The following is a 22,401-nucleotide window of genomic DNA, read 5'->3' on the forward strand; positions in this document are numbered from 1 at the left end:
GCGGCGGGCGTTTCGGGCACTCGCCCGACATCGTCGGGCGACGCGAAACGCGCCGGTTGGACTCGTGCGGACGCGTTCGGTTCGCGGCCGTCGCGAGCGGGCGGACAGGCGGCGAAACGAGCGCCGCATGGGCCCAGCCGGGCCGCGGGCGACGCGGAATGCGGCCATTATACGTGGCCGCGAAGGGCGTTTTCGCGAACCGGGTGTCGTGCCCGCTGCCAGGCGGTGCCGATGTGCCGGCGGATTCACGCTCGCGGCAACGCGCAAACCGCGGCGATGCGCGGCGGCATCGCGAGGAATTGCCACGCCGCCACGGGCGCGAAGGTGCAGCACATCGGTACGGATTGGCGTCGGACACGGCACGGTCGCCGGACGGCCGCATGCCGGCTTCGAGAGCATGGCGCGGGTGCGCCGCGGGTCATCACGCTCGAAGCCGCGCGAAAGGCGCGCGCAGGCGGTGTGCAAGTCGGGTTGCGCCGCACGCTGCGGCGCGATGTCGCGCGGGTGGAGCGCGCATCCCCGGGTGCCGGGGGCGGTCAGCCGGTCAGCGCCACGCGTCGACGATGATGCGCTTCAACACGTGCAGCTTGCGATGGAGGAAATGCTCGGCGCCGGGGATCACGACGACCGGCAGCTCCTGCGGCCGCGCCCAGTCGTACACCGATGCGATCGGCACCGTGTCGTCGGTTTCGCCGTGAATCACGAGCGTGTTCTCGGGCACGTCGGCCACCTGCCAGCGGCTCGCGGCCGTGCCGACGAACACCATCCGCTCGATCGTCTCGCCCGCGTCGCGCAGCCGCTTCGCGACGTGCGACAGCACGAAGGTGCCGAACGAGAAACCCGCGAGCACGAGCGGCAGGTCCGCATACGCGGGCTGCGCGCGCATGTGCGCGAGCACCGCGAGCAGGTCGTCGGCTTCGCCGGTGCCGTTGTCGTGCACGCCTTCGGTCGCGCCGACGCCGCGGAAGTTCGACCGGTAGACGACGTAGTCGAGCTGGACCAGCGTGCGCGCCAGCGTTTGCGCGACCTTGTTGTCCATCGTGCCGCCGAACAGCGGATGCGGATGCGCGACGAGCGCGATGCCGCGCGGCGCGGCACCGCCTTCGCGCACGGCATCGGGCAGGTCGACCGCGATTTCGATCTGCCCGACCGGGCCCGCGATCAGCGACTTCTGCGTATGAACGTTCATTCGGCCGACCCGCTCAGATCTTCAGACGGTCGACGACCTTGCCGTCGCGCAGGTGCGATTCGACGATCTCGTCGATGTCGGCCTGGTCGACGTACGTGTACCACGTGCCTTCCGGATACACGACCATCACGGGCCCTTCCTCGCAGCGGTCGAGGCAGCCGGCCTTGTTGATGCGAACCTTGCCGGGCCCCGCGAGGCCGAGTTCCTTCACGCGCTTTTTCGCGTATTCCTGCATGGTCTGTGCGTCGCATTGCGCGCAGCTCGGGCGCTCGGCGCCCGGGTCGCGCTGGTTCAGGCAGAAGAAGACGTGGTGCTGGTAGTAGGAATCCATGATGGTGGCGAGCGGCCCGGCGCGATGCCGTGCGGAAAGAGGAGCGATTGCCGTTGCACGGAGCAACGGATGATGGTCCGGACGATTATAGCGACCGGCGCGCACCGCTGCCCGCGACGAAGCAGCGGCCGCCCCGCCCGAAGCGCCGCGTCAGCGGCGCAACGCGGCCGGCAGCCACGCGTGCTCGACGCGCTGGCCGAGCCAGATCAGCGCCGCGTAGGGCCAGATCCACGCGAGCCAGCGCGCGATGCTGTTGAAGTGCACGTAGCGGCCCTGCCGCCAGCCCGACAGCGTGAAATCGAAGAACGGATTGACGGGCAGCAGGTTGACGAGCGCCACGCCGGCCAGCAGCGCGAGCACCGCGAGCGTTGCGCGCCACGTCGCCGGCACGCGCAGCGCGACGAGCGCGGCCGCGAAACCGAGCTCGATCCCGAGCCGCGCGCCGGGCGTCGCCCACACGACGACGAGGCCGGTGGCGGACTGCATGAACGTCGCGGCCGCCTTCAGCACGAGCGTCGCGGCGACGAACGCGATCAGGAGCCGGATGCGCGGCGCGCGCGGCCGCATCGCGAGCGACGCGATCGCCAGCACGGCGAACAGCATCAGCCCGCCGAGCGCGGCTTCCCACGCGGAGTCGGACAGCCAGCCGTCGACGCGCTCGGGCCATTCGCTCACGCGCCACGCGGCCGGCAGCCACGCGAGCAGCGTGTCCTGCATCGACGCGTCGGCGCGCTCCCACAGCGCGGCCGGCCAGTCGCCGATGCCGAACAGGAACGGTGACGGAAACAGGATCGCGAACGGCCACAGCGCGGCGAGCAGCAGCGGCGTCGCGCCGTCGACCTCGAACCACGCGAAGCGCAGCCGGCGCAGCGCGCCGCGGTCGAGTAGCGCGCCCGTGGCCGGCGCGACGAGCGCCGCGCCCAGCAGCGCGCCGAGCGCATTGGCCGCGAGATCGAGATTCGACGCGACGCGCGTCGGCAGGTAGGTCTGCAGCGCCTCCATCGAGCCCGACAGCAGCACGCCGAGCCCGCCCGCGATCAGCGTCGCGGCAACGCCGCGCCAGCGCGGGTGCAGCGCGAGCACGCAGAGCGCGCCGAGCGGCAAATAGCCGAGCACGTTCGTGACCACGTCGAATGCGGTCACATAGCGCTGCATCGGCGCGAACAGGTAGTCGAACGGCCCGATGCCGAGCGATACCCAGCCTTCGAACGGATACAGCGATGCGTAGACGATGAGCGCCGCGTAAGCGGCAAAGGCCTGCCGCGCGAGCGACGACGCGCGAGGCGTGCCGGGCGCGTTCATCGCGGCTGCGCGGCACGCGTCACGGCGTGCCCGCGTACGCCTGCATGCCGACCCACGCGGCGATCTGCGACACGAGCTCGTCGCTCGCCGCCGCGAGCGCGCGCGCACCGCCGGCCGCATCGGGCGTGCTCGACGGCGCGCGCGCGACGAACGTGCGCTGGCCGAGCACCTTGCCGTCCAGCGTCAGCGTCGCACGCGCGGTGACGGCGCCGTGGCTCTGCGACTGGCCGTCGAACACCTGCTCGAATTCGTTCAGGTCGACCTTCAGGGTCGGCGCGCGCACGCCGTCGGAGCCTTCGAGCACCGCGCCGCGCGCCGACAGCGCGCCGCGCAGCCGCTGCGTGAGCAGTTGCGCGGGCGGTGCCGTCCAGCGGCTGTCGCGATAGACGGCCACGTGCTGCGCATCCGCGTACGCGAGGCGATACGCGAACTTGTCCGAATCGAGCGCATCGGGCGCGGCGACGTCGAGCACCTTCAGCGCGGGGCCCGCGCCGGCCGTCACGACCGAAGAGGCCGGCCCGAGGTCGTAGCGGACATTCGACAGCGCCGCGCTGTTGCCGGCGCAGCCGGCCGCTAGCGAGAGCGTCAGCACGGCGAGCGCGGCCGCGGCCGGACGCAGCGCGCGGTCAAGGATTCGTGGCATGGCGTGTTCCTGCATGATGTTTCCGGTTTCGATGGGCGTCACTGCCCGGCCGTCGCACCCGGCCACACGAAGCCCGCTTCACCGGGCCCGGGCGCGGAGCCAGGCGTACCGAACAACAGACTGCGCGGGTTGCGGCCGAGTTCACCGGCGACATCCTTCAATTGCCGCGACGCTTCGCCGACACTGCCGGCCAGCGCATTGAAGCGCGGCAGCGTGTCGTACTGCACGCGCGCGTTGAGATCGTTCAGCGCGACGCCGACCTGCTCCGCGGCCGTGCCGGCCTTGTTCAGGTTCGACACGAGCGGCCCGTTCGGCTGCAGCAGCGTGTTCGCCGACGCCATCGTGCGGTTCACCTGGTGCATCGTCTCCGGCAGCGCGGCGACGGCCGGGGCGAGCTGCTTCGACAGCGTCGTCGCGCCGTCGGCCGCGTGCTGCAGGCTTTCGGCGGTCGCGCGCAACTGCTCGCGCATCTCGGGCGACATCAGCGCGTTCGCGCTCTTCGCGGCCAGTTCGAGCTGCCGCAGCAGCACGTCGCCGCGCTCCTGGATCTGGTCGAACAGGCTCGGCCGCATCGGGATCTGCGCGATCGCCTTGGGCGACGACGGCAGCGGCGCCAGGTCGCGGCCCGTATCCTCGAGCTGCACGAACGCGATGCCCGTCACGCCCTGGAAACCGAGACTGCCGTAGGTCGACTGCGTGATCGGCGCGTCGTGGTCGACGAGAATCCGGATCCGGATCTGGCCCGGATGCGTGCGATCGAAGCCGATCGACTGCACCTTGCCGACGTCGAGGCCGCGAAAACGCACGGCCGCGTCCGGGAACAGCCCCGTCACGTTGGTGCGCGCGAGCAGGTCGTAGGGCACGCGCACGGTGCGGTCGACGTTGAACCAGAACACGGTGCCCGCGATCGCGAGCGTCAGCGCGATCGTGAACAGGCCGGCCCAGAACGCATGTGATTTGTTTTCCATTCGCGGATTCCTTGCTCCTTGCCTTGCCTACAGCTCGACGCTCGACAGCGCCGGTTCGAGGGCCGCCTTCGGCAGCTTCGCGCGCCGCTCGGGCGGCAGCGCCTGCAATGCGCGGCGCCCGCGCAGCCCCAGGAAATATTCGTGGATGAACGGATGGTCGACGTTCGCGACCTCCTCGACCGGCGCGGCGACCAGCACCTTGCGGTCGGCCAGCACCGCGACGCGCGTCGACAGCGCGACCATCGTGTCGAGATCGTGCGTCACCATCACGACGGTCAGCCCGAGCGTGCGGTGCAGCGTCGCGATCAGCTCGACGAATTCGTCCGATGCCTGCGGGTCCAGGCCGGCCGTCGGCTCGTCGAGGAACAGCAGCTCGGGCTCGAGCGCGATCGCGCGCGCGATGCCGACCCGCTTCACCATCCCGCCCGACAGCGCGGCCGGCATCTTCGACGCGTGCTTGCACGGCAGCCCGACCATCTCGAGCTTCAGCATCACGATGTCGTGCAGCAGGTCCGGCGGCACGCGGCCGAGTTCGCGCAGCGGCTGCGCGATGTTGTCGAATACCGTCATCGACGAGAACAGCGCACCCTGCTGGAACAGCATCCCCGAGCGCGTGCGCATCATCCGCGCGCTCGCGTCGTCGATCGTCGCCGTATCCTCGCCGAACACCTTGATCGTGCCCGACGTCGGCCGCTCGAGGCCGAGGATCTGCCGCACGAGCGTGGTCTTGCCCGAGCCCGAACCGCCGACGACCGACACGATCTCGCCGCGCCGCACGTCGAAGTCGAGCTTCTGGTGAATGATGTTGCGCCCGTAGCGCTTCGTCAGGTTGCGCACCTCGATCACGAGGTCGCCGGTATCGGCCGTGGCACCGGCCGCCGCGGCACCGGCCGCCGATTCGTTCGACGCGTTCATCCGAGCCCCACGTTCTGGAACAGGATCGCGAACACCGCGTCGGCGAGGATCACGACCGTGATCGACGACACGACCGACGTGGTCGTGCCTTCGCCGAGGCTCTGCGAGTTCGCCTTGATCCGGAAGCCGAAATGGCAGGCGACCAGCGCGATCAGCATACCGAACACGACGCCCTTGCCGACGCCGATGTACAGGTTGGCAATCGGCACGACGCCCGGCAGCGAGCGCACGAAGTAGTTGACGTCGATCCCGAGCACGAGCTTCGCGGCGAGCGCGCCGCCAGTCAGCGCGATGATGTTGGTCCACATCACGAGCAGCGGCATCGCGACGCCGAGCGCGAGCACGCGCGGCAGGATCAGCCGCAGCCCGTGCGGGATGCCCATCACGCGCATCGCGTCGAGCTCCTCGGTCACGCGCATCACGCCGATCTGCGCGGTGATCGCCGAGCCCGAGCGGCCCGCGACGAGGATCGCCGACAGCACCGGCCCGAGCTCGCGGATCACCGACAGCCCGAGGATGTTCACGATGTAGCGGTTCGCGCCGAACATCTGCAGCTGCTGCGCGGACAGGTAGCTGAGCACGATGCCGATCAGGAACGCGACGAGCGCCGTGATCGGCAGCGCCTGCGCGCCGGCGCTGTAGATGTTCGCCGAGGTTTCCTTCCACGGCATGGTCCGCGGGCGGCGCAGCACCGACAGCGCATCGAGGATCACGAGGCCGAACATCGCGATGCCGCCCTGCAGGTGTTCGCCGAACGAGAAGATCGCCTGGCCGAGCCGCGTGACGGGATCGAAGCGCACGACGCGCTCGGGCGCCTCGCGCGCGCTGTCGAGCCGCTCGATGCGCTCGAAGATCGTGCGCTGCGTGGCGCTCAGCGCGATACCGGCCGGCAGCTTGCGGCCCCACACGCGCCACAGTGCCTGGCCGCCGACGTGATCGAGCCGCTCGATGCCGGACAGGTCCCATTCGCTCACGCGCCCGGAGCCGATGCTCGCCACGCGGCGCGCGACCGCGCCGCGATTGCGCGCGAGCGCGAGCGCGGTCCACTGGCCGGTCAGGCGCACCGTCCGGCCCTGGCCGCCGGCGTCGACCGACAGGCCGGGAGGAGTCTCGAAGTCCAAGGGCAGGTTGTTTGCAAAAGGATGACAGCGGCCATTGTAGCGAACCGCCCGGCGCCGCGACGCGAGGATTTCCGTGGGGGCGCGTAGCTGGGGGCGTGTCGCCGGGGGCGCCCGGTCCGGGTCTGTCCGCAGGCCGCCGTACACCGCGGCCCGCGGCCGGCGTCATCACCTTTCATTCTTCCGTCACGTTTCCTTTCGATACTCTCACGCGCCGCACCTCAGGCCGTCGGCGCCCCGCGCCGCCATTGTGTTGCGCACCTCGCCAAAACAGAACAGAACACCGAACAGGACAACCGATGCGTTTCCCCCCGCTTTCCCGCCGCCGCGTACCGGCCGCCACCGCGCTCGCCAGCCTTGCCTTCGCCCTCGCCGGCTGCGGCGGCGACGACATCTCCGCCCCGCCGCCGTCGCAGCCGCAGGCCCAGACGCCGGTCGGCACGAAGGCCACGCTCGCGCTGCTCGAGACGACCGACCTGCACACCAACGTGCTGTCGTATGACTATTTCAAGCTCGCCGCCGACAACTCGCTCGGCTTCGAGCGCGTGTCGACGCTGATCGCGCAGGCGCGCGCGCAGTATCCGAACACGCTGCTGCTCGACAACGGCGACACGATCCAGGGCACCGCGCTGTCGGACTACCAGGCGCTCGTGAAGCCGGTCGGCTGCGACCAGACGCTCGCGATCTACAAGGTGATGAACGCCGCGAAATTCGACGGCGGCGGGATCGGCAACCACGAATTCAACTACGGGCTGCCGTACCTGTCGCAGGTGACCGGCAACACGTTCGAGGTCGACGGCCTGCCGGCCCCGGCCCAGCAGAAGAAGTGCGCGGGCCCGAACTTCCCGCAGGTGCTCGCGAACGTGATCAGCGCGAAGACCAACGCGCCGCTGTTCACGCCATACACGATCCTGACCCGCACGGTGACGGCGACGACGCCGGACGGCAAGACGGTCAGCGCGCCCGTGAAGATCGGCATCATCGGCTTCACGCCGCCCGCGATCATGAACTGGGACAAGCGCTGGCTCGACGGCAAGGTCTACACGACCGGCCTGAAGGAAGCCGCCGAGAAGTACATTCCCGAGATGCGCGCGAAGGGCGCCGATCTCGTCGTCGCGATCTCGCACGGCGGCCTCGACAATTCCGCGTATTCGCCGACGATGGAGAACGGCAGCTGGTGGCTGTCGACCGTGTCCGGCATCGACGCGATGCTGATCGGCCACTCGCACCAGGTGTTCCCGGACGCGAACAGCACCGTGTCGCAGTTCAACCTGCCGGGCGTCGACAAGGTCAAGGGCACCGTCAACGGCGTGCCGACCGTGATGGCCAACTACTGGGGCAAGCATCTCGGCGTGATCAAGCTCGGCCTGAAGTTCGACGGCAAGGCGTGGAGCGTCGACAAGTCGCAGACGACCGTCGAGGCGCGGCCGATCCAGAACGCCGACAAGACCTACGTCGCGGCCGATCCGTCGGTATCCGCGGCGATCGCCGCCGAGCATCAGGCGACGATCGATTACGTGAAGACGCCGATCGGCTCGACCGACTACCGGATGAACTCGTACTTCGCGGATGTCGGCGATCCGGGCGCGATCCAGATCGTCAACGAGGCGCAGGCCGACTACGTGAAGACCTACGTGCAGGCGAACCTGCCGCAATACGCGTCGCTGCCGGTGCTGTCGGTCAGCGCGCCGTTCAAGAGCGGCTTCGGCGGCGGCAGCGACTACACCGACGTCGCACCGGGCGCGCTCGCGATCAACAACGCGGCCGACCTGTACCTGTATCCGAACACCGTGTACGCGGTGAAGGTCAGCGGCGCCGACGTGAAGAACTGGCTCGAGACGGCCGCGAAGCGCTTCAACCGGATCGACCCGACCAAGGCGACCGTGCAGCCGCTCGTCAGCACCTTCCCCGGCTACAACTTCGACATGTTCACGTCCGCCGATCTCGCGTACGAAATCGACGTCACGCAACCGCTCGGCAGCCGGATCAAGAACTTGACGTACAAGGGCGCGCCGATCGACCCGAACGCGCAGTTCATCGTCGCGACCAACAACTACCGCGCGAGCGGCGGCGGCAACTTCCCGGGCCTCGACGGCAGCAAGACGATCTTCGCGTCGCCGGATGCGAACCGCGACGTGCTGATCGCGTTCGTGAAACAGCGCGGCAAGATCACACGCACGGCCGACGGCGCGCAGCGCAGCTGGCGCTTCACGAAGCTCGCGAGCTCGGTCGCGCACGTGCAGTTCGCGTCCGCGCCGAACCGCCTCGGCGACGCGGCGGCGGCCGGCCTGGCCGGCATCACGCAGGTCGCGGCCGACGACGGCTCGGGCAAGAACCTCGCCATCTACGAGATCGACCTGACGCAATGAGACACGCGATGCAACCGATCCGGACGATGCGGCCGGCCGAAACCGGCTTCGCCGCCGCCGCGCGGCGCCTGCTGCGCGCAAAACTCCCGCCGGCCGCGCTGCTCGCGACGGCGGCCGTGACCGTCGCGGCCGTCGTCGCGGCGACCGGCCTGCGCGGGGCCGGCCCCGCGCCGAGCGCCGCGCAGCTCGACGAGTGGCAGGCGATGGTCACGCAGGCCACCGAGCCGCACGCGCTCGCGCAATTGCGCACCCTTGCACGCCGCGGGTCGGGCGCCGCGCAGGCGGCACTCGGCATCGCGCTCGTCGACGCGCGCGAACCGGGGCTGCGCGACGAGGGGCGCGGCTGGCTGGAAACCGCCGCGCAGGCGAACGGCAAGGCCGACGCACCGGCCGCGCGGCGCGCGCAGCTCGCGCTCGGCAAGGCACTGCTGCTCGGCAGCGGCGACATCCCGAAGGACTACGCACGCGCACGCGCGCTGCTCGGCGAAGCCGCCGAACAGGGCGACCCGGCCGCCGCGTATTACCTAGGGCTGATCTATCGCAGCGGCTACGGCATCGCCGCCGATCCCGTGCAGGCCGCGCACTGGTTCGGGATCGCGTCGCGCGCGGAGATCCCGGCCGCGGACTTCATGCTCGCGAACGCGTACCGCGACGGCAGCGGCGTGCCGCGCGACGACGCGCACGCACTGGCGCTGTATCGCCGGGCCGCCGAACACGAGTTGCCGGAAGCCGTGCAGACGCTCGCGATGGCCTATCGCAACGGCGAGCTGGGACTCCGGCCCGACGCGGACGAATTCCACGCGCAGTGGATCGAAACCGCGCATGCGCTGAAGCACCCGGTCGTCGCACCGTGACGGCTCGCCTGCCCGCACCAACGCCAACGCCCGCCAGCAGGACCGCGGCTGCCTGACGCGCATGACCCGCGCCCCGCGATCGTCCGGAACCGGAACCGGTCGCGGGGCGCGGGCGTGCGCGCCGGTCGATCGGCACGCGGCAATGCCTTAACATGCAGCCTCACAATAAAACCTGAGAGAACTGCACCCATGTCCGATCGCCTGTCCCGGCTTCGCGCCGCCGTCGGCGCCGCCGCCATTTCCGTCGCCGCCGCCCCGCTCGTTGCGCTCGCCGCGCCGCCCACCCATCCCGACATCTTCAACGCCGCGCTCTGCAAGCCGCCGTTCACGTCGGACATGATGGATTCGATCTACAACACCGCGAAGGCAACCGATCCGAAGCCGGACGAGTCGATGCTCGGCGCCGCGGTCTTTCGTCTGCCGGAGCCGATCCACCGGGACGGCTTCACGACCCAGCATGTCGTGTTCGTCAGTACCGGGATCGGCGTGCTCATCGACGGCGAAGTCGCCGATCGCCTCGCCGCGCGCTACCAGCTCACGCCCGAGAAGGGCCATCTGCTGGGCGCGTCGTCGGTCGGCTATTCGCGCCGGCTGACGGTCCGCGGGCCGGGGGGCGCGCTGATCCTCGTGTCGGCCCGCCAGGGCCCGGCGCTGAAGGGCAAGACGCTGCTTGCCTGCGAAATGACGTCCGAAGAAGACATCAAGGCGCTCGAGCAGATGGAAAAGCAGTAAGGCGTGTGGCGGGGCGCCGGTAATCGAGCGCCCCGTCATTGCGAGCGGCGCTAAAGCAAACGGGACACGTAAGGTTCAAGATAAAGCAGACCCGCGAATAGGGTCCCGATTCCGAATCGCTGCACTCCATCTTTTGCATGACCAACGCCGATACGCTATTGCATTGACGACGCTGAAGAACACCGCTGGCGCAAACAAGTACGTGAAGAAAAGCAGCCCTTGCCACCATGAGATCGGGCATTTGTCGATCTCATAGCACCCCCGCGTCGGTGTGCCTGGGGTTTCCGGCCATCTTATAAGGCTGTATGCATCAAGGTAGAGCCAGGTCAATAGCAAGCCACCGATGGTTCCAGAAAGCGTAATCCAGAATCGCTTCACGCAATCTCCCAAAACCAGATTGAATTCGATCTCCCGAAATCGGAATACCTGAGGCTTGGCAGAACGCTCGCACCCTGCCGAAATGATGCTATCCCGATATATCGCCCTAGCATGATTGTGCCGCAAGGATTGTTGCAGCCGCCAGGCGAACAGGCGGGAATAAACTCGATCTCGATCTGGTTACGCTGGCTCGGGAGAATGAGCGAATCGTTTCGCCACATCTTTGTATCGATGTTGATTCGACTCCGCGAAATCCCAAGATTCTGAAGATACACCTCAACAGATTCCGCTCGGCGACGCGCAACGGTCAGCGCATCTTGTTCGCTTCCGTCCGCGAACCCGTAAATTACAACGGGACCGTCCTTCGCCGCACCATCACGGACGGTGATCAACAGATCGGCAAGCTCGACTCGGTCCGCGTTCGAAAGAGATGTAACACCGCGCTCGATCTTTCCACCGTACTGCAACGGGAAACTACACGCGAAAGCCATTCCACAAACACTTGGCACTGAAAAACCGATCAACGCACGGAACGTACCAAGCACTATCGTCCGCACTTCTGTTTATCGCGATAAAGTTGATTCATATCATTTGGAGACGGGCATGATGAACCAATGCACCTCAATCTCCTTTCCGTTTTTTTCTTTCCCGGTTTCGCCCGCATACATACCCACGCCAGCCGCCGATTACCGAGGCCACAACCAGCGACACAAACCAACCAACAAAAAACAGGTTGGCGACATGTGGGTTCGTATCGAACAAACTGCCTCTCCCGTGAAGAATCAACACGCCGAACAGATACAACCCGCCCCAACAAACAATCGTGGCCATGACCGAGCCAGAAATTGCACCGACGATGGGCTTCAACAGTTTCATTTTATCGGGAAGAACATGATTTTTTTAGACATACGAAAATCAGACCACAATCCTGGAATCACGATATTCCAGCGGGTTCGAAGCCCAGTACCGAATCCCGTGAGTTTTTCGCCGTTCCATAGATCAATGTGCCCGCCGCTTGCGTTTCCCTCTGCTTCCCCGTCGCGAGTCCAGTAACCGTCAAACATAATGATGCCAGTTCGCCCTTTGACTCTATCCCTCCAATCATCTCCGGTGACGTTTTCCGCCCTCCCCAGGCCCGCAAAAGGCTGCAGCTTCAACCATTCCCCGAGTTCATTGGCGCGCGTAGCGGTTGCTTTTCCATTCAGCAGGATTCGCCCGATGCTCGACTGACCAGCAAGCGGCTTGACCAGTTTCGATGAAAATGACTTCATTTCAACGCCGACACGATGAAAGGCGACGCTCATGCGGATGGCGCATTGATTCGTATAAGCCGGATTGTCATAGGGATTGCCCGACGGGTAGGCGTCCCACAGCTCCTTGAATGTTACCGCCCTCAGTTGCACACCCTTGATGGAATCGGGCGTCGTGTTCGTTCTTACCGTTGTCGGGCTGTTTGGCATGGCGTCCAGTCCTTGTGTACAAGAGCGTCTTCGCCCCAATAGATCGTGTAACTGTCGGCGGTCTCGGAATGGATACGTGGCAACACGCCATCACCATTCACGTACCCTGCGAAGGTGCGCCCGTTACTCATTTCGATCAGATATGGATAGTTCTGCGGTAACGTGGTGCCTATGCCGACACGCACCTGTTCGTCGTAGCAGGGCGCGACGTCCGCTCGTGTCGCTACGACTTCCCCTTTGTCATCGGCTGTTTGAGCTAGCTTGTCTTTCTTGGACGCCCTCGCCTCTTCGGAGGTCACGATCATTTTCATGCCCCGCTCCGCATAGAACACAGGAGGCGGGTTGCATCCGCATACATTGATATCGCCGCTCAATGCCCATGATTTGCCATTGGGGCCCGTGCCCGGCAAACGCGGACCTTCCGGCGCGATGAATCCTTCCTGTTTGCAAGCTGCGCAGTAGGTCTTCATGTAGAGCGTTGCGATCTGTACGCGTGGGGGTGGATTAGAACATGTGACGGACTCCAGCCCTTCCGTAATCACGGCGTTACCGCCCCGGTCACCTTTGGCGAGGAAATAACGAATCATGCTGACTCACCTCGAAACGTCGCGCCCGAACGCTTCGCATCCGCATAAGGACGAACCGGTCCCGATTCGATGACTGCCTTATTGCCGGCCCGGATACTCCCGCTGCTTTCTGCAGCAAGCCGGCGGATAACCGTAGAAGAAGATGCTGGCGACTCTTGCCCGTTGCTCATCTGGATTCTCCGTCGTCAATGGCTGGCATCCAAAATGCCAAAACAGCAAAATGGAATCAATCAGACGAATTCGAAATCCTAATCAATTTATATGGGTCGACGATGTTTTCCTCATCACCCGACAAGAACGGGCCAGACTTCATTTTGCTGGACGATGCACTTCCGCTTGATTGCACGACATCTTCGCCTGACGGCAACGAAATTCGAGCCAACGCGTCGCGACGATCCAGGCAAGCGCCCCGACAAACACCTCCCCGCATCCCGACGCGCCCCCAGCCCCCTGTCGCTACAATAGCCACCATGAACGCCCCCACCTCCTCCGACACGCCCGATTCCGGCGACGCGCACATCGCGCGCAACCGGCTCGAGGCGCACCTGGACGCCGCGCCGCGTGCGTGGCCGCTCGACATCGTCGCCGCCACCGGCTCGACCAACGCCGACGTCGCGACGCGGCTCAAGGCGCTCCCGCGCAACGCGAACGCGTTGCCCGCGCCGCTCGTGCGCGTCGCGTTCGAGCAGACGGCCGGCCGCGGCCGGCAGGGCCGCCCGTGGTTCGCGCAGCCCGGCAATGCGCTGCTCTGCTCGGTCGGCTGCATCGTGCCGCGCCCCGTCGATGCGCTCGCCGGCCTCAGCATCGCGATCGGCGTCGCGCTCGCCGAAGGGCTGGCCGCGCTGCCGCTCGATGCCGGCATGCGCGTCGCGCTCAAATGGCCGAACGACCTGCTGCTGACGGCCCTCGGCGACGACACGCCGCGCATCGTCGGCAAGCTCGCCGGGATCCTGATCGAAACCGTCTGGACCACCGCCGACGCGACCGCCGTCGTGATCGGCTTCGGCATCAACGTGCGCGGCGCGGAAGCCGTCGCCGCGCAGGTCGACGCGCTGCGCGCGCGCGAAGCGACGCTCGCGAGCGGGCTGCCGCCCGCCGCGCTGTCGATCGCGTGCGCATCGGCCAACCTCACCGATACGCTCGCCGCGTCGCTGAACGCGCTCACACCCGCACTCGCGCAGTACGGGGCCGACGGGCTCGCGCCGTTCCTGCCGCGCTGGCACGCGCTGCACGCGTTCGCCGGCCGCGAAGTCGTCCTGCTGGAACAGGGCGTCGAACGCGTGCGCGGCATCGCGACGGGGATCGATGCGACCGGCCAGTTGCTGCTCGACACGCCGAACGGCGTGCAGGCGATCGCGGCCGGCGACGTGTCGCTGCGCGAAGCGCAATGAGCGAACCGCACCTGCTGATCGACGCCGGCAACAGCCGGATCAAGTGGGCGCTCGCCGACGCGCGGCGCACGCTCGTCGATACGGGCGCGTTCGGCCACACGCGCGACGGCGGCGCCGATCCCGATTGGTCGAACCTGCCGCGTCCGCGCGGTGCATGGATCTCGAACGTCGCGGGCGCCGACGTGGCCGCACGGCTCGACGCGCTGCTCGACGCCCGCTGGCCGGGCCTGCCGCGCACGACGATCCGCTCGCGCCCCGCACAATGCGGCGTGACGAACGGCTATACGACGCCCGAACAGCTCGGCAGCGACCGCTGGGCCGGCCTGATCGGCGCGCGTGCGGCATTTCCGGGCGAGCATCTGCTGATCGCGACGTTCGGCACCGCGACGACGCTCGAGGCGCTGCGCGCGGACGGCCGCTTCACGGGCGGGCTGATCGCACCGGGCTGGGCGCTGATGATGCGCGCGCTCGGCACGCACACCGCGCAGTTGCCGACGCTGACCACCGACATCGCGAGCGGGCTGCTGGCGGGCGCGCAAGCCGAACCGTTCCAGGTCGACACACCGCGCTCGCTGTCGGCCGGCTGCCTGTACGCGCAGGCCGGGCTGATCGAACGCGCATGGCGCGATCTCGCCGACGCGTGGCAGGCGCCCGTGCGGCTCGTGCTGGCCGGCGGTGCGGCGGACGACGTCGCGCGCGCGCTGACGGTCCCGCATACGCGGCACGACGCGCTGATCCTGTCCGGGCTCGCGCTGATCGCCGAGGACGCGACCGCGCAGGATTGACGGAAATTCGCCGGCTTCGCCGCCGCGGCGGCGGATTCGACGAACGCCCATGCAGGGCTTCGTCGCGGTGACGATGGGGAAGTGTGCGCCGCGGCGATACAGGCAGCAGGCCGTTCGCGCGGCGAGGGTCGAGGGTGTGTTGCCTGACTGTTGCGAACCGTCACGGAAGCAACGAAAAGGCCGGCCGTGCGGCCGATCGGACTGAACGACGAAACGACTGAACGAAGAACCGACGAAAAGGAGTGTCGACGATGTTGCGCTGGCTGATCGCTGTTCTCTTTCTCGCCAACATGCTTGCGTTCGTGGTGGCGCGCGGCGTGTTCGGGCCGCTGCCGGCGGCCGGCCCGCGCGAACCCGGCGTGCTGTCGCGGCAGGTGCAGCCCGACGCGCTGCGCGTGACGCCGCTGGCGCAGGCGACCGACCAACCCGTCGTCGGCGGCCCGATCGTGCCGCCGGCCGTCACGGCCGCGCCGCTCGCGGCGTCCGCGCCCTGAACTCGTCAGGCCGCGTTCAGGACTGCTGCGCGCGCACCTTCTTGAGCAATGCGGTGGTCGAGCGGTCGTGCTCGAACGGAATCGCCAGCGCGCGGCCGCCCCAACCGCGCACGAGCGCCGATTCCGGCAGCGCATCCATGTCGTAGTCGCCGCCCTTCACGAGGATGTCCGGACGGACGGCCTCGATCAGCGACACCGGCGTCTTTTCCTCGAACTTCACGACCCAGTCGACGCTTTCCAGCGCCGCGAGCAGCGCCGCGCGGTCGTCCTCGCGGTTGATCGGCCGGTCGTCGCCCTTGCCGAGCGTGCGCACCGATGCGTCGCTGTTCACGCCGACGATCAGGCATGCGCCGAGCGCTTTCGCATCGGCGAGATACGTGACGTGGCCACGGTGCAGGATGTCGAATACGCCGTTGGTGAACACGACGGGCGACGACAGCGACGCGCGCAGGGCGACGAGGGCATCACGGGTGATCAGCTTGCGTTCGAAAGTGGCGGACATGATGGCGATCGGACGGAATGAGCAACGGCGCGCGCGGCGGCCCTGACGGCAGGACGCGGCGGCGGCGCCAGATAAAAAGCCCGCCGGACCGGCCGGGCGGGCTTCATGCAACGGATGCGAAACGGCGCAACGCGGCGCCGTGCGGCCTCAGGCCGGCTGCGCGGCCGACGACGGGCCGCTTTCGGCCTGCAGGCGGCCGGTGACTTCCTTGCGATACCGGTTCAGTTCCTGCGCGGTCGCGAACGTGCGCTCGAACAGGATCGACAGGTTGTGCAGGATGCGCTCGACGACCTTCTTTTCCCACTCGCCGTCGAAGCGGATCTGTTCGTCGAGCCAGCGCTCGAGCCATTCCGGATCGGGCAGGCGCGACTGCACGGTGTCGCGCGGGAACAGCGCCTGGTTCACGTGCAGGTTGGTCGGGTGCAGCGGCTTCTCGGTGCGGCGCGCCGATGCCATCAGCACGCCGATCTTCGCGAACGCGGCACGCGCGACGTCGCCGCAGTTGTTCAGCGCCTTCTTCATGTAGCGCAGGTACGCGCCGCCGTGGCGCGCTTCATCGCGCGAGATCGTTTCGTAGATCTGCTTGATGACGGGCTCGGTGTGCCAGTCGGCCGCGCAGCGATACCAGTGGTTCAGGCGGATCTCGCCGCAGAAGTGCAGCATCAGCGTCTCGAGCGGCGGCGCCGGATCGAACTGGAAGCGCACCGCGTGCAGTTCCTCTTCGGTCGGCACCATTTCCGGCTTGAAGCGGCGCAGGTATTCCATCAGCACGAGCGAATGCTTCTGCTCCTCGAAGAACCACACGCTCATGAATGCGGAAAAGTCGCTGTCGTGCTGGTTGTCGCGCAGGAACATCTCCGTCGCGGGCAGCGCCGACCATTCGGTGATCGCGTTCATCTTGATCGTCTTCGCCTGCTCGTCGGTGAGCAGCGAAGCGTCGAACTTGTCCCACGGAATGTCCTTCTCCATGTCCCAGCGGACGGCTTCGAGCGACCTGTAAAGTTCCGGATAAAGCATCGTGTTCATGATGGTCCCACCCCTGTTCTGCGCAATGCGACTTCGCTAAACGTGACTGTTGCCGCGAAAGCGCACCGAGCGCGCTTTTTGCAGCCAAGACTGTAATTTTACGCGTGAAACCGACCCGCCGGACGCTGATTCCACGTCCGGCAGCCGGGCGGCCGCGCCGCCGCCGTTGGGCATCCCGCCGCCCCGCCCCGTTCGAACGGAACCGGCCGCGCTTGCCTGAGTTGGGGGCCGGCGCTGGCCGGCTCGTTGGCGCGCCCGTCCCCTGCCCCAGGCGGGTTCCCGGTAGGGTTCCCGTGCGGATGCCGGATCGGCGGGCTGCTCGATATGGTGTATACGGCGGCGGCCATGATATCACGCGTACATGTCGGTTCCGAGACGCCTGCCGGGCCGCGCGCCGCCCATCACAGTGCGGCGATCGGTCGCGGCCGACCGTCGCAAAAACACAACCTCGCGCCATCCGCGCGCGTCAGACCCGTATTTCGCCCGTCGCGCGGCCGTCTTCCGGCGGCGTACCGGCCGCCGGCGCGCTGCCGCCGTCCGCCAGCGCGATCCAGCCGGCGAGCGTGTCGCGCTGCGCGCGCCCGTCGAGGTAGCCGAGCTCGATCAGTTCACGCGTGAACGCCTCCTCGAACAGCAAGTAGCTCGCGAACGACGCGCCGGCCGGCTGGCTGCCGCCGATCGCACCGAGCAGCCCGCGCATCGTCGCCGGCATCTGCTTCAGGTGCTTCGCGGCGATCAGCTCGATGCGCTCGGAGGGCGCGATCGCGAGCACGTCGACGTGCCGCCAGCCGCTGTCGACCTCGACTTGGTGCGGCAGGTGCTCGATCATCCGGTTGATGTGCTCGATCCGCTCGATGTCCGAGCCGATCGAGTCGAGGAACACGCTCGCGAGCACCTGCTGGCCGATCTGCGCAAGCGTCGGGTAGCCGCGCACCAGGCCCGCGCCGTTCGCGGCCGGAATCTCGGGCCGCGGGTCGGCCGCGCCGACCACGACGATGCGGTCCGCGCCGAAGTGGATCGCCGGCGACAGCGGCGCGATCTGCCGGATCGAACCGTCGCCGAAGTACTCGATCTGCCCGTCGAGCACGAGCGGCACGGCCGGGAACACGAACGGAATGGCCGACGACGCGAGCAAGTGCGACGCCGACAGGTCGACGAGCCGCGCGGTGCGCTGCGCGCGCCGCCACGCCTGGATCGGCTCGGCCGCCTGGTAGAACGTGAGGTGCCGGCCGCTCGAATAGCTGAGCGCCGTCACCGCGAGCGCGTGCAGCAGGCGTGCCTCGAGCATCTGCTCGATCCGGTGGAAGCTCAGTTCGCGGTGCAGCAGGTGCGCGAGCGGCGTGTTGTCGAGCAGCCCGCGCGGCGAGCGGCGGGACGCCCAGCCGAACGTCATCGCCGCGAGCCAGCGGGCGCCGGCGGCCGCGACGCCGAGCCAGTCGGTGCGATACACGTAGTCGGCGCGCAGCGGCTCCCAGAATTCGAGCAGGCGCCGCACGCCGTGCGAAAAGTCGTCCGCGTGGCTCGCGATCGACGTCGCGTTGATCGCGCCGGCCGACGAGCCGCACACGACCGCGAACGGCAGCGTGTGCCGTTGCGGATCGGCCTCGCGCGCGATCTCGGCCAGCGCCTTCAGCACGCCGACCTGGTAGGCGGCACGCGCGCCGCCTCCCATCAGAACGAGCGCGAGCCGCATGATCGACCTGCTACCTGCGCCGCGTCACGTCGAGCGCTTCGGCGGACGGGTTGCGGGCGACGACGCGGCTGCCGCGCGTGCCGCGGCCGAATCGGCCGGCTTCGCGCGCTTCGCCGCGGGCTTGCGCGGTGCGGCGGCAGCCGGCGCGGGCTTCGCGGCCGGCTCCGGCGGTGCGGCGGCCGCATCCGGCGGCGCGTCGCCCGGCGCCGCGGGCTGCATGCCCGGCTGCGCCATCGCGAGGCTCGCGAGCTGGTTGAACTGCGACTGCAGCAGGTTCCACCAGCCGGACGGGTCGAAGGCCTGCTGCGCGGCGTCCCCTTCCGGCGGCGCATCCGCGGCGGACGCGGAAGCCGCGGCGTCCGGCGATGCCGATGCGGTTTTCGCCGCCTGCGCCGCCGCGACGGCCGCTTCCTCGGCCGCCGACATCGAGCTTTGCGCAAACGCGCCGAACGCCCGCAGCGTCGCGAGCGTCGCGCGCTGCACTTCGAGCGCCTGGATCGCGGATTGCAGCATCCCGAGATTGAGCTTCAGCCACTGCTCGACCGCGCGCAGATCGGTGATCCGCTTGTCGAGTTCCTCGACGCTCGTGAGCGGCGCCATCATGTCGGACATGCTCGACAGCGACGGCGGCAGCCCGTGCGCGGCGCCCGGAAACGACGCCATCCCGCCGAACGGCGACATCCGCATCATGTCCCACATCCGGTCCATCATGTCGGCGGGCTTGAAACCGGCAAAGCCGGCGAAAGGGTTGGAGCCGGAGGCATCGGTCGTCATACGGGCGTCCTGGTTGACTGGGGGAGCGAGGCGGCCGCCATGCGTCGCGCGGCCGCGCGTGGTTCGATCATAGCGCGTCAGAACGGCGCGTCGCCGGGGAAGTCGGGCGGGCGCCGCTCGCGCAGCGAACGGATGCCTTCCTGCACGTCGGGCCCCGAGAAGCCCATGAATTCGAGCGCGAGCGACGTATCGAAGGTCGGCCCGGCCATGCGCAGCCAGTTGTTCAGCGCGTACTTGGTCCAGCGGATCGCCGATTGCGAACCGTGCGCGAGCCGCTCGGCCACTTCGTACGCCTTGGGCAGCAGGTCGGCCGGCTCGACCGCGAGCGACACCAGGCCGATCCGCTCGGCCTCCGCGCCGCTCACGGGCTCGCACAGCAGCAGGTAATACTTCGCCTTCGCCATCCCGCACAGCAGCGGCCACACGATCGCCGCGTGGTCGCCGGCCGCGACGCCGAGCCGCGTATGGCCGTCGATGATGCGTGCATCCTTCGCGGCGATCGAGATGTCGGCGAGCAGCCCGGCGACGAGCCCCGCGCCGACGGCCGGGCCATGCATCGCCGACACGATCGGCTTGCTGCAGTTGATCACGTTGTAGACGAGGTCGCGCGCCTCGCGCCACACGCGGGCGCGCACGTCGAAGTCGTTCGCCATGTCCTCGACGAGCGCGAGATCGCCGCCCGCCGAAAAGCCCTTGCCTTCGCCGCGGATCACCACGACGCGCGTGTCGGGATCGCGGTCGACGTCGCGCCAGATGTCGGCCAGCTCGCGATGCATGCGCGCGTTCGCGGTCGCGAGACCGCTGCGGTTCGCGCCCTCGCCGCTCATCACGATGTCGAGCACGCCGTGGTCGCGGCGCGTCACCTTCAGTGCTTCGTAACCGCTGTACGCGGCGAGATCTGACATGGGCTGCTCCTATGCTTGATCGAGTGTAGCCAAGCCTGCGCGAGCAAACATCAGGCGAAACCCGGCGCGCGGGCCGGGATCGGGTTTCGCGCGGGCGTCGCGTGGCTTAAGCCGCGCCGTCGGGCGGTGCGACCGACTGCTCGATCGCGCCGAAGATCGACTTGCCGGCCGCATCGAACATCTCGATGCGCACAGTGTCGCCGTAGCGCATGAACTCCGTCTGCGGCGCGCCGTGCTCGATCGTCTCGAGGCAGCGCTTCTCGGCGATGCAGCAGTAGCCGCGCTTCGCGTCCTTGTTCGACACCGTACCCGAACCGACGATCGAGCCCGCGCGCAGGTTGCGCGTCTTCGCCGCGTGCGCGACCAGCTGGCCGAAGTGGAACACCATGTCGGTGCCCGCATCGGGCTGGCCGACCTTCTTGCCGTTCCAGTGAACGATCATCGGCCGGTGCACGCGGCCTTCGCGCCATTCGTCGCCGAGCTCGTCGGGCGTCACGGCAACCGGCGCGAACGCGGTGGCCGGCTTGCTCTGGAAGAAGCCGAAGCCCTTCGCGAGCTCGGCCGGAATCAGGTTGCGCAGCGACACGTCGTTCACCAGCGTGACGAGCCGCACGGCCTTCAGCGCATCGTCGGGCGAAACGCTCATCGGCACGTCGCCGGTGATCACCGCGACTTCCGCCTCGAAATCGATGCCCCACTCCTCGGACGGGCACACGACGTCGTCGCGCGCGCCGAGGAAATCGTCGCTGCCGCCCTGGTACATCAGCGGGTCGGTCCAGAACTCGGGCGGCATCTCCGCGCCGCGCGCGCGGCGCACGAGCTCGACGTGGTTCACGTACGCGGAGCCGTCCGCCCACTGGAACGCGCGCGGCAGCGGCGCCATGCAGTTGGCCGGATCGAACGCGAACGCATTGCGCGCGCGGCCGTGGTTCAGTGCGTCGTACAGGTCGCGCAGCTGCGGCGCGTAGAACGCCCAGTCGTCGAGGACGCGCTGCAGCGTCGGCGCGATCGCGTCGGCGATCGCCGCGGTGTGCAGGTCGCGCGACACGACGATCAGCTGGCCGTCGCGTGTGCCGTCCTTCAGCGAAGCAAGTTTCATAGGGAGTTCTGCCGTTGTAGTGACGATGGAAGGAATCTATTTTACGATGGTGAATCCATGCGGCGCGCCACGATCGCGCACGCCGTCTTCGCTCCGATCCTTGCCGCATTTTCGCGCACCCGCTGCCCATGCCCGCCAACCCGCTTCCCGACGACGATCTCGCCGACTCCGACACCGATGACGCCGGCTCCGGCGAGCACGGCGAGAAGGTCCGTTCCGGCATCCAGTCGATCGAGGTCGGCTTCCGCCTGCTCGACGTGCTGACGAGCGAGCCGCGCGCGATGATGCTGCGCGACCTCGCGCAGCGCGCGGGCATGAGCCCTGCGAAGGCGCACCGCTATCTGGTCAGCTTCTCGCGGCTCGGTGTCGTGTCGCAGGATCCTGTCTCGGGCCGCTACGAGCTCGGCGGCTTCGCACTGCAGATGGGGCTCGCGCGGCTCGCGCGCGTCGACGGCGTGAAGCTCGCGCGGATCGCGCTGACCGAATTCCGCGACCGCCTCGACCAGACGGTCGGCATCGCGGTGTGGGGCAACCAGGGGCCGACGATCGTGCACTGGATGGAGTCGAGCCATCCGGCGAAGGCGTCGCTGAAGCTCGGCGACGTGATGCCGCTGCTCGGCTCCGCGACGGGGCTGCTGTTCGCCGCGTACCTGCCGCGCGGCAAGACCGCCGCGATGCTCGAGCGCGAACTCGCCGATACGCGCCGCTCGCCGCACCACGGCGGCCCGCGCACGCTCGACGAGGTCGACGCGGTGCTCGCCGACGTGCGCGAGCACGAGGCCGCGCGCGTCGAGGGGATGCTGCTGCCGACGATCCACGCGTTCTGCATGCCCGTGTTCGATGCGGTCGGCGAACTCGCGCTCGCGATCGTCGCGCTCGGCCAGGA

At 68.2% G+C, this 22,401-nt stretch carries 24 protein-coding genes; 7 read left to right on the forward strand and 17 right to left on the reverse strand.

All coding sequences use genetic code 11. The features are described from left to right. Nucleotides 1-544: 544 nt before the first annotated feature. From VL15_RS17395 to VL15_RS17425, 7 genes are all read right to left on the reverse strand, one after another. Nucleotides 545-1,189, reverse strand: coding sequence for an alpha/beta hydrolase (locus VL15_RS17395; RefSeq protein ID WP_048247130.1), 645 nt, complete (start codon nucleotides 1,187-1,189; stop codon nucleotides 545-547). Nucleotides 1,190-1,202: 13 nt separating this feature from the next. Next, nucleotides 1,203-1,520, reverse strand: coding sequence for a (2Fe-2S) ferredoxin domain-containing protein (locus tag VL15_RS17400; protein ID WP_006485233.1), 318 nt, complete (start codon nucleotides 1,518-1,520; stop codon nucleotides 1,203-1,205). Between the two features lie 150 nt (nucleotides 1,521-1,670). After that, a complete protein-coding gene (locus VL15_RS17405; protein ID WP_048247132.1) occupies nucleotides 1,671-2,822 on the reverse strand; it encodes a VanZ family protein in 1,152 nt (383 codons plus the stop codon). Nucleotides 2,823-2,841: 19 nt separating this feature from the next. Beyond that, a complete protein-coding gene (locus tag VL15_RS17410; RefSeq protein ID WP_419188674.1) occupies nucleotides 2,842-3,480 on the reverse strand; it encodes an ABC-type transport auxiliary lipoprotein family protein in 639 nt (212 codons plus the stop codon). A gap of 23 nt (nucleotides 3,481-3,503) precedes the next feature. After that, on the reverse strand, nucleotides 3,504-4,433 hold the full coding sequence (locus tag VL15_RS17415) for an MlaD family protein (RefSeq protein ID WP_048247134.1): 930 nt from the start codon (nucleotides 4,431-4,433) through the stop codon (nucleotides 3,504-3,506). A 27-nt stretch (nucleotides 4,434-4,460) separates the two neighbouring features. After that, the gene (locus VL15_RS17420; RefSeq protein WP_048247136.1) at nucleotides 4,461-5,348 is read right to left on the reverse strand and encodes an ABC transporter ATP-binding protein; all 888 of its coding nucleotides are present in this window, start codon (nucleotides 5,346-5,348) and stop codon (nucleotides 4,461-4,463) included. Then, a complete protein-coding gene (locus tag VL15_RS17425) occupies nucleotides 5,345-6,469 on the reverse strand; it encodes an MlaE family ABC transporter permease (protein WP_048247137.1) in 1,125 nt (374 codons plus the stop codon). The genes VL15_RS17420 and VL15_RS17425 overlap by 4 nt, the downstream gene beginning before the upstream one ends. Before the next feature lie 296 nt (nucleotides 6,470-6,765). On the opposite strand from VL15_RS17425, the gene VL15_RS17430 reads away from it, so the two are divergent. The 3 genes from VL15_RS17430 (at nucleotide 6,766) to VL15_RS17440 (ending at nucleotide 10,421) form a co-directional block, all read left to right on the forward strand. Beyond that, nucleotides 6,766-8,835, forward strand: coding sequence for a bifunctional 2',3'-cyclic-nucleotide 2'-phosphodiesterase/3'-nucleotidase (locus VL15_RS17430; RefSeq protein WP_048247138.1), 2,070 nt, complete (start codon nucleotides 6,766-6,768; stop codon nucleotides 8,833-8,835). 8 nt (nucleotides 8,836-8,843) lie between these two features. Next, nucleotides 8,844-9,689, forward strand: coding sequence for a tetratricopeptide repeat protein (locus VL15_RS17435; protein WP_048247140.1), 846 nt, complete (start codon nucleotides 8,844-8,846; stop codon nucleotides 9,687-9,689). Nucleotides 9,690-9,878: 189 nt separating this feature from the next. Beyond that, nucleotides 9,879-10,421 carry a hypothetical protein gene (locus tag VL15_RS17440; protein WP_048247141.1) on the forward strand — a complete coding sequence of 181 codons (543 nt, stop codon included), beginning with the start codon at nucleotides 9,879-9,881 and terminating at the stop codon, nucleotides 10,419-10,421. A 374-nt stretch (nucleotides 10,422-10,795) separates the two neighbouring features. Here VL15_RS17440 and VL15_RS43820 read toward each other — a convergent pair whose 3' ends face one another. From VL15_RS43820 to VL15_RS43205, 4 genes are all read right to left on the reverse strand, one after another. Then, on the reverse strand, nucleotides 10,796-11,290 hold the full coding sequence (locus VL15_RS43820) for an OmpA family protein (RefSeq protein ID WP_080970863.1): 495 nt from the start codon (nucleotides 11,288-11,290) through the stop codon (nucleotides 10,796-10,798). Between the two features lie 130 nt (nucleotides 11,291-11,420). Continuing rightward, the gene (locus VL15_RS42040; RefSeq protein ID WP_155420244.1) at nucleotides 11,421-11,675 is read right to left on the reverse strand and encodes a hypothetical protein; all 255 of its coding nucleotides are present in this window, start codon (nucleotides 11,673-11,675) and stop codon (nucleotides 11,421-11,423) included. Continuing rightward, nucleotides 11,672-12,259, reverse strand: a complete 588-nt coding sequence (locus VL15_RS40240) for a type VI secretion system amidase effector protein Tae4 (protein ID WP_080970864.1) — start codon at nucleotides 12,257-12,259, stop codon at nucleotides 11,672-11,674. Before VL15_RS40240 ends, VL15_RS42040 begins: the two co-directional genes overlap by 4 nt. Beyond that, nucleotides 12,235-12,846, reverse strand: a complete 612-nt coding sequence (locus VL15_RS43205; protein WP_230684475.1) for a hypothetical protein — start codon at nucleotides 12,844-12,846, stop codon at nucleotides 12,235-12,237. The genes VL15_RS40240 and VL15_RS43205 overlap by 25 nt, the downstream gene beginning before the upstream one ends. Nucleotides 12,847-13,316: 470 nt before the next feature. Here VL15_RS43205 and VL15_RS17450 point away from each other — a divergent pair, with 470 nt between their 5' ends. From VL15_RS17450 to VL15_RS17460, 3 genes are all read left to right on the forward strand, one after another. Then, nucleotides 13,317-14,237: a biotin--[acetyl-CoA-carboxylase] ligase gene (locus tag VL15_RS17450; RefSeq protein ID WP_048247142.1), complete on the forward strand. Its 921-nt coding sequence runs from the start codon at nucleotides 13,317-13,319 to the stop codon at nucleotides 14,235-14,237. Beyond that, nucleotides 14,234-15,022, forward strand: coding sequence for a type III pantothenate kinase (locus tag VL15_RS17455; RefSeq protein WP_048247143.1), 789 nt, complete (start codon nucleotides 14,234-14,236; stop codon nucleotides 15,020-15,022). Before VL15_RS17450 ends, VL15_RS17455 begins: the two co-directional genes overlap by 4 nt. A gap of 251 nt (nucleotides 15,023-15,273) precedes the next feature. After that, nucleotides 15,274-15,516, forward strand: coding sequence for a hypothetical protein (locus tag VL15_RS17460; RefSeq protein WP_048247171.1), 243 nt, complete (start codon nucleotides 15,274-15,276; stop codon nucleotides 15,514-15,516). Between the two features lie 16 nt (nucleotides 15,517-15,532). Here the strand turns inward: VL15_RS17460 and rfaE2 are convergent, their stop codons facing one another. The 6 genes from rfaE2 to VL15_RS17490 all read right to left on the reverse strand — a co-directional run bounded on the left by rfaE2 (nucleotide 15,533) and on the right by VL15_RS17490 (nucleotide 21,515). After that, nucleotides 15,533-16,018 (reverse strand): D-glycero-beta-D-manno-heptose 1-phosphate adenylyltransferase, encoded by a 486-nt coding sequence (gene rfaE2, locus VL15_RS17465; RefSeq protein ID WP_048247145.1) that lies wholly within the window; start codon nucleotides 16,016-16,018, stop codon nucleotides 15,533-15,535. A gap of 147 nt (nucleotides 16,019-16,165) precedes the next feature. Then, nucleotides 16,166-17,044 (reverse strand): diiron oxygenase, encoded by an 879-nt coding sequence (locus VL15_RS17470; RefSeq protein WP_011353352.1) that lies wholly within the window; start codon nucleotides 17,042-17,044, stop codon nucleotides 16,166-16,168. A 466-nt stretch (nucleotides 17,045-17,510) separates the two neighbouring features. Next, nucleotides 17,511-18,737, reverse strand: a complete 1,227-nt coding sequence (locus VL15_RS17475) for a patatin-like phospholipase family protein (protein WP_048247147.1) — start codon at nucleotides 18,735-18,737, stop codon at nucleotides 17,511-17,513. 24 nt (nucleotides 18,738-18,761) lie between these two features. Further along, nucleotides 18,762-19,511, reverse strand: coding sequence for a PhaM family polyhydroxyalkanoate granule multifunctional regulatory protein (locus tag VL15_RS17480; protein ID WP_048247148.1), 750 nt, complete (start codon nucleotides 19,509-19,511; stop codon nucleotides 18,762-18,764). Nucleotides 19,512-19,588: 77 nt separating this feature from the next. After that, nucleotides 19,589-20,416, reverse strand: coding sequence for an enoyl-CoA hydratase/isomerase family protein (locus VL15_RS17485; protein WP_048247150.1), 828 nt, complete (start codon nucleotides 20,414-20,416; stop codon nucleotides 19,589-19,591). Between the two features lie 106 nt (nucleotides 20,417-20,522). After that, a complete protein-coding gene (locus VL15_RS17490) occupies nucleotides 20,523-21,515 on the reverse strand; it encodes a fumarylacetoacetate hydrolase family protein (protein WP_048247151.1) in 993 nt (330 codons plus the stop codon). Nucleotides 21,516-21,643: 128 nt separating this feature from the next. Between VL15_RS17490 and VL15_RS17495 the strand changes: the two genes are divergently transcribed. Next, the coding region (locus VL15_RS17495) for an IclR family transcriptional regulator (RefSeq protein ID WP_048247153.1) at nucleotides 21,644-22,401 on the forward strand (758 nt) is incomplete at its 3' end.

Origin of the sequence: Burkholderia cepacia, assembly GCF_001039005.1 — a bacterium.
Lineage (GTDB): Bacteria > Pseudomonadota > Gammaproteobacteria > Burkholderiales > Burkholderiaceae > Burkholderia > Burkholderia theae.